The 7347-nt window shown below is 39.9% G+C and carries 9 protein-coding genes; all 9 read right to left on the bottom strand.

Annotated elements, in window-relative coordinates; all coding sequences use genetic code 11:
• The coding region (pgk, locus tag EA341_RS02765; RefSeq protein ID WP_293011159.1) for a phosphoglycerate kinase at positions 1-650 on the bottom strand (650 nt) is incomplete at its 3' end.
• An 82-nt stretch (positions 651-732) separates the two neighbouring features.
• Positions 733-1698 carry an L-threonylcarbamoyladenylate synthase gene (locus EA341_RS02770; RefSeq protein ID WP_293011160.1) on the bottom strand — a complete coding sequence of 322 codons (966 nt, stop codon included), beginning with the start codon at positions 1696-1698 and terminating at the stop codon, positions 733-735.
• Positions 1698-2408 (bottom strand): tetratricopeptide repeat protein, encoded by a 711-nt coding sequence (locus tag EA341_RS02775; protein WP_293011161.1) that lies wholly within the window; start codon positions 2406-2408, stop codon positions 1698-1700. Before EA341_RS02775 ends, EA341_RS02770 begins: the two co-directional genes overlap by 1 nt.
• Before the next feature lie 30 nt (positions 2409-2438).
• A complete protein-coding gene (locus EA341_RS02780) occupies positions 2439-2888 on the bottom strand; it encodes a thioesterase family protein (RefSeq protein ID WP_293011162.1) in 450 nt (149 codons plus the stop codon).
• Positions 2889-2905: 17 nt separating this feature from the next.
• Positions 2906-3457, bottom strand: coding sequence for an NUDIX hydrolase (locus EA341_RS02785; protein WP_293011163.1), 552 nt, complete (start codon positions 3455-3457; stop codon positions 2906-2908).
• A 1-nt stretch (position 3458) separates the two neighbouring features.
• Entirely contained in the window at positions 3459-4052 is a 594-nt protein-coding gene (locus EA341_RS02790; RefSeq protein ID WP_293011164.1) for a hypothetical protein, read from the bottom strand.
• Positions 4052-5962: an ATP-dependent DNA helicase RecQ gene (locus tag EA341_RS02795; protein WP_293011165.1), complete on the bottom strand. Its 1911-nt coding sequence runs from the start codon at positions 5960-5962 to the stop codon at positions 4052-4054. The genes EA341_RS02790 and EA341_RS02795 overlap by 1 nt, the downstream gene beginning before the upstream one ends.
• A gap of 1 nt (position 5963) precedes the next feature.
• Positions 5964-6740, bottom strand: a complete 777-nt coding sequence (locus EA341_RS02800; RefSeq protein WP_293011166.1) for an enoyl-CoA hydratase-related protein — start codon at positions 6738-6740, stop codon at positions 5964-5966.
• A 72-nt stretch (positions 6741-6812) separates the two neighbouring features.
• A partial coding sequence (locus tag EA341_RS02805; protein ID WP_293011167.1) for a hypothetical protein occupies positions 6813-7347 on the bottom strand: 535 nt, incomplete at its 5' end.

The raw sequence follows: 7347 nt of genomic DNA on the forward strand, positions 1-7347 counted from the left end.
TCTACTTTTTCAAGTAGTCTCTCAATGATAAGGATTTTATCAGAAATCTTGGCTCCACCCATGATGGCAGTGTAAGGTCTTTCAGGCTTTTCCATTACCTTATCTGCATTTTCCAATTCAGAACGCATCAGATAACCGGAAGCTTTGGTATCGAAAAACTTGGCTATCACAGAAGTTGAAGCATGCGCCCTGTGGGCAGTTCCAAAGGCATCATTCACGTAAACGTCTCCAAGTTTGGATAGTTTTTCAGCAAACTCTTCATCACCCTTCTCTTCTTCTTTGTAAAACCTAAGATTTTCCAAAAGTAAAACTTCTCCAGGCTTCAACCCTGTTGCTAAATTCACCGCTTCTTGTCCTATACAATCTGGAGCAAACTTAACACCTTGGCCTAGATTTTTTTGAAGGCAGTTGACTACATGTCTTAATGAAAAAACATCTTCAGGGCCACTTTTAGGCCTTCCTAAATGAGACATTAGAATACAAGATCCTCCATCACTTAGGATTTTCTTAATCGTAGGAATGGCAGACCTTATTCTGGTATCATCGCTTACGTTTTGATGCTCATCCAAGGGAACATTAAAATCTACCCTGATAAGCGCTCTTTTTCCGCTGAAATCCAAATTATCTACACTTTTGATTCTGTTATTCATGGTTGTGTTATTAAAAGGTTTGTAGTCCAATTTATACTTAACAATTATACTTTTGTCTGGGCTATATCAGCCACTTGACCGATCAGTTTGAGGCTGCAGCTCTTTTTAGCCGGTCATTTACTGCCCTACCCAATCCGTGATCCGGCAGAAGTTCCGATAAAATTACGGAAACATCCAAGCTATCCAAAGTCCTCATTGCTGCAAAAAGATTTTTTGCGGCTTCTTTGCTATCTCCATTAGGACTAAGTTGAATCTGGAATTGCGATGAAATATTTGGAAATACCTGATCATAAGCCAAAACTGCGAATTCTACCCCAGCTTCCTTATAGTCATTGATCAAATCATTGAGATTCCCCAAAATAAAAGGTTTAGTGGGTGCATAATGGCTTTTAAGCATTCCCGGCGATTTGGGATTACTACTGGAATGAGCCATAACCTGAACTGAACCTACCACCTCCTCTAAGCTTTGGATATCCAAGCCTCCAAGTCGGTATACAGTTACCTGATCACCTTCAAGTCCTACAATTGTACTTTCCAGACCTACTTCACAATCACCTCCATCTAGAATATAAGGAATTTGGTCACCCAATTGGTCATTTACATGAGAGGCACGGGTAGGACTTATATAACCGAAAGGGTTTGCACTTGGAGCCGCTAGCGGGAAATCTAATATTGATAACAATGACCTTATCAAATTATGGCTTGGCACTCTGACTGCAACAGTATCCAATCCGCTGGTCACCAAATCTGGAATAATCTTCTTTCTTGGAAGCAGTAAGGTCAGAGGTCCCGGCCAGAAAGTTTCAGCGAGTATATTGAGAGGTTCTGGAATATCCACCACAAATTGACGTACCTTTTCTATGGTGTCAGTATGCAGGATTAAAGGGTCAAAACTGGGTCTTTTTTTTGTTTCAAAAATTCTGGCTACCGCATCAGCATTCAACGCATTCCCAGCAAGACCATAGACAGTTTCTGTAGGTACAGCAACCAATTCCCCTTTTTCCAAATGGTCCTTGGCCAAATTGATATCAACCCCAATACTTGCCATTAATCCTGACAAAATTCATCTGTCCATTCTTTAGCTTCTGGAAAACCCAAGCTCAATGCCATTTTCAAGTTAGTACAACCATCTTCTTTCTGCCCAAAAGCTGACATTTGTGTCACTCCTAGCAAGTAATAGGCAGCTCCGTTTCTGTTATCAAGATTGACAGTGGTTACTAAAGTTTCAATTGCGCTCACAGGGTCATTATTAGCCAATTGTGCTTTAGCTTTATTGAACTGTACTAGGGGCTGTTCGGGATTAGCCTGAAGCACCACGTCAAAATCAAAAATAGCATCTTCATATTCCTCCAAGGCCAATAATGCCAACCCTCTGTTGTAATAAACATCTCCTTGAGATGGGTCCAGACCATTGGCTTTGTTGTAATCCAAGACAGCATCTTTAAACTCCTTCTTTTCTAAAAAGGCATTCCCTCTATTGAAAAAGGGTTTGTAGGAAGTATCATCTAAGGCTATAGATGCTGTGAAAGCAGCAATCGCTTCATCGTATTTTTCTTGTTGATAAAGCGCAACTCCCTTTGCATTGTGCGCAGAGGTGTTTTCTGGATTTTTTTCCAAAACCCTATCAAAGTAGCCAATGGCATTTTGGTACTCACTGGATTCCATCATGCGGACACCCTCATCAAATAATTCTTCTTCAGATGGACTGCAGGAAATCATTATCATAATGGCAAATAGCCAGGTCAGTTGTTTTTTCACTTTCTCGTTTTTTTGGGCAAAGATAAGGATTTAAAGGGCTTTGGAAGAACTGTCTTCCATTTTTGCTCTATATACTTCCGGAACAGGCACAGGACGCATAGTTTTCATAGAAACCGAAACCATAACAGTAGTCGCCTGAGCAAAAACCTCTTGCCTACCCTCACGGGTTTCACCCATGATAACCTGTTCCATCTCGAATGATGTATTTCCAATATTTTTGATCCTTACAAAAACCGAAGGACTGTCCAAAGCATGAATGGGCAATCTGTAATCAATATTTATATTTGCGACTACTGTGCCGATTTCCATGACATCCCATCCACATACTTCGTAGAGAAAAGAAGCTCGAGCATGTTCGAAATAGCTGAAGTATACGCCATTATTGACATGCATGTAACCATCTATGTCTGAGAACCTGACTTGAACAGGAACTGAAAAAGAAAAAGAGGATATTACATCCTCTACTTTGAATTTTTCCATGTATGGGATTTAAATGTCTAAAGTAAAATTTCTGATTTACTGGTTTTTTCCAACATTCTGAGAATTGAAGTGTTATTTCGCGCCAAATCTGATACGGTATCAAAAGGTATCCAAGCCAAATCTTTACTTTCTTCCGAAATGATAAGGGGCTCATCGATTTCTGCTTCGATCAGGAACCTTACATCATAATGGAAGTGCTCAGGAATGTTTCCTCTTTGGGGAATTACATGCCTGTCAATATCAAACATCCCAAAATCCACCATCCTAAGTGAGGTCAATCCACTTTCTTCTTGGGCTTCTTTCATGGCTACCGCCTGAAGATTCTCATCGCCATCTGCATGCCCTCCCAATTGGAGCCATCTATTCAGCTTTTTATGCAAGGTCATCAGTGTATGGGTCCTTCTTTTATTAACTATCCAGGCAGATGCTGTAAAATGACCATGGAGACGCTCTCTTACAAAAGCAAGTTCATCATGGGTCAGATCAATAAAGTCTTGAATGAAAGCATGCTCCTCCTCGAAAGGAGTGCGGTAATTTTCTAGATTTTCACGTAATGTTTTTCTGTTCATATCAGTTTTTGCTTTCAAATAGGTTGTCGATAAACTCATCAAAGGAACCAGCATCTTTGTATAGATGATCTGAATATACGGTGACGAGTACTTTTAGGTAGCTTGGATTGTCGTTGATGCTCACCTTTTCAACACTCACATTTCCATAAATCTGGTCAATTTTTTTTGAGAAGTCAGCATTACTTAAGGGTGGCTTGTAATATTGTTTTTCGGTAGTCCTTACCTTATCATTGACTTCTTCAATCTTCCTATCCAAACTTACTCTACTATATCCCAAATCTACTATTCGCCGGCCAATAGCAAAGAAAAGTTTTGAAAAAGTTTCCTTTGTCAGAGGCTCATCAAAAGAAACTGCGAAACCATTTGCATAAGGAGACTTTAAAATATGTACTTCAGGCAAGCTGTTCATCCCAGAGGTCTTGAAATGATAATTTTTAGCAATCAAGGCAAAGGTGTTTTTACCTTCCGGAGAAGACATCCAATCAACAATAGACTCTTTTTCTACATCTGTCTGAACAAAATTTTCCTTGACATTGAGCCCTTTACCTTTTTTTGGAAAAAGCTTTCCGAGCACATCATCTATAAATGAAGCCATTAATTATTAAGTTTATATATCCCCTCAGGTTCGCAAAAAATCAGTCCTTCTTCTTCCATTTCTCTCAAAACCCTCAAGGTATACTTATCATTTTTCAAGCCAGGTACTTCCTGGATACTTTGAATAGAAAACAGCAATCCCTCCTTTAAAGTTTGGATGATCCTTTGCTTTAGTTTTTCATCACGTTGCCCCAAGGCTTTTTTTTTCTCAATACAGACATCGCAGATGCCACATTCCGCTTCTGATTCCTCCCCAAAATAATTTGAAATCTGTGTAGCCCTGCATTGCCCATCTTCTTTAATGTACGCTATCATGGATGCAGCTTTGGATATTGCATTTTTCCTTCTTTCCTCGATTCTTTTGGTATTAAGCGGTAATCTTCCCGCATCGTAACGTTCCGTCAAAAAAGTGATTTGAGGTTTATCTTTTCTCTTTGCATAAGCCACTATCCCATGGTTATCCAAGTGCTCCAAAATACGGATCAGTTCGCTCTGGGAAATATTCATAGCCTTTGCCAGTTTTATTTCCTGGATTTTTAAAAACTCCATAAACAACTCCCCTCCGTATGTCCGCAAAAGCAATTTAATGAAAGGGTCCAACTTGGCATTTGCTATCTGAAACTCGTATAATTTGCTCTGATTCACCTCAAATTTCAATGAAGAAGGCGCAAAAAAACTCTCATTCATTTCTAGCAAGCCTTCTTCCTTCAGAACTTTTAAGGCATTGTAGGTCGTAAGTAGATCAAGACTGTAGGTTTCTGTGAATTCGGAGATATTGAATTCAAAACTTACCATAAAACCACTTCCAACAGCTATCCTGTAATAATTGGCCAGGCACTGATACACTTTTTTGAGGAAGTCAATTGGAGGGTAAGAAAGCGCTGCCCTTTCTTTCAATGTATTGATATCTTGCTCATTTGTAAGTAAAACAGCATATGCTTTCAATTCGTCTCTTCCAGCCCTACCTGCTTCCTGATAATAATTTTCAAGATTTTCAGGTAGGTCCAGATGAATTACGGTACGCACATCCGGCTTATCAATCCCCATCCCAAAAGCATTGGTCGCCACCATCACCCTAACTGTTCCACTTTTCCATTCTGCTTGTCGATTTTCTCTGGTCGGATTATCCAACCCGGCATGGTAAAAGGTAGCCGCTATGCCTACCTGATTGAGACTATGGGCTATATCCTTTGTACCTTTTCTGTTCCTGACATAAATTATAGAGGTTCCGGGTACCTTTTTTATGATCTCTATAGCTCTTTCCAGTTTATTTTCTGCAAAACGCACTGTATAGCTGAGGTTTTTTCTGGAAAAGGACCTCACGTAAACAGAAGGATTTTTGAGCTGTAATCTCTCTATAATATCGTCTTTGACCTTTAGCGTAGCAGAAGCTGTAAGTGCCAGACATGGTACATCCGGATGGAACTCCCTGATATTGACTATTTCCAAATAAGGCGGTCTGAAATCATATCCCCATTGAGAAATACAATGAGCCTCGTCTACTGCAATCAGGTTGACATTCATTTTTTTGAACCTCTCGATGAATAAATCTGTCTTCAGTCGCTCGGGAGAAACATAAAGGAATTTATAGTTGCCATAAATACAGTTATCAAGTACGGTATCTATCTCTCTTTTTCCCATACCTGAATAAATGGCAGCAGCCAAAACACCCCTCCTTCTCAAATTGTCGACCTGATCTTTCATCAGGGCGATAAGGGGACTGACTACTACACAAATCCCATCCATGACCAATGCAGGAACTTGAAAGCAGATAGACTTTCCACCCCCCGTTGGAAGCAGGGCCATACAATCTTTTCGTTCAAGCACAGACATAACTATATCCAATTGGCTGGGACGAAAGTCACTGTAACCAAAAACTTTTTGGAGGATATCGTATGCTTGAGCTTTCAATTTACCAGTCTATTTTCTCTTTGTTCAAAAATGCTGCAATCCCTTTTTTACAGTCCGACGTCCCCCTAGCTTTGGCATTCATTGAGGCAGCATATTCCAAACCATCTTCCAGCCCTTTCTCCTGAACCCTTCCTATCATTTCTTTAGTCAAAGCCATAGATTGAGATGAGTTTTGGCGAATCAGCTTCTGGGCGTAGGTATACACTTTTTCTTCCAAATCCTCTTCCGACACGACCCAGTTGATGATTCCCATTGCTTGGGCTTCGTCGGCCTCTATAAGATCTCCATCCAACAGAAGCTGCTTTGCTTTCCCTTCTCCAATTTTTCGGATCAAAAAAACTTTGACGATAGCTGGTACGAATCCGATTTTCACTTCCGTATATCCAAACTTTGCGGTGTCTACAGAAAATGAAAAATCACAAACCGTAGCCAAGCCACATCCACCCGCAAGGGCATGTCCCTGTATTTGTGCTATGATGACCTTCGAAGATGTATAAATCCTATAAAAAAGTTCTTTCAAACTTCTACTATCAGCCAGGTTTTCTTCATATGAATTGGTCTGGAGAGATTGAAGGTAAGCCAGGTCAGCACCAGAACAAAACACTTTTCCCGCTGCCTTGATGACGATTACCTTTACTTCAGGATTATTCTCCATTTCATTCAAACTCAGCTTAAGTGACTCCACCATTTCTGCATTGAGCGCATTTCTTTTGTCGGGTCTATTGAGTAGTATGTATCCAATCCTGTCTTTGATTGAAGTCTTGATCGGTTGGTCCATTTGATTTGGGTTTAAATTGAATTAAAAAGGAAAGATATACTTCCGCTGACGCAGACACAAGCCCTGCCATTTTTAAAAAACAAACTTATATGTCTTTTGTCCAAGTGAAATACTGTCAGAAACTGTAACTGGTTGCCACTTTCCTTTCTCCCAAATATAGCTATGATTACTGCTTAAGCCACCAAGGAATATCCTCTCTTTGTCAATATCAATATGACCATAGCCAGCCGGCAAAACCATCCGCTGTAATGTATCATTGACCAAGACTGGCAGAGCATGTTTTCTAGATGGATTCACAGCAGTTCGATGAGGTGAAACTTTATAATTTAAATCTGTTTCCAGACCATGGTCAGCATAATACAAATCCTTACCTATCCAAAAATCCAACGCATAGCCCTTTGGGATTCCGTAGAAAACAAGAGTATTGGCCCTTTGTTCTTCAATGTGTTTTTGCAAACGAAGCACTAAAAATGAAAACAGTAAAGCTACCGCAAAATAGCTAGATATAGGTTTTCGGTACAGTAAGGTCATAAAAACCATCGCGGTTATTGCCCAGTAAAAAAATATAGCAATGCCAGGAATGTAAATCTCATTTACCCTAGAAAAG

It is taken from the genome of Mongoliibacter sp. (assembly GCF_007692705.1).
Classification (GTDB): domain Bacteria; phylum Bacteroidota; class Bacteroidia; order Cytophagales; family Cyclobacteriaceae; genus Mongoliibacter.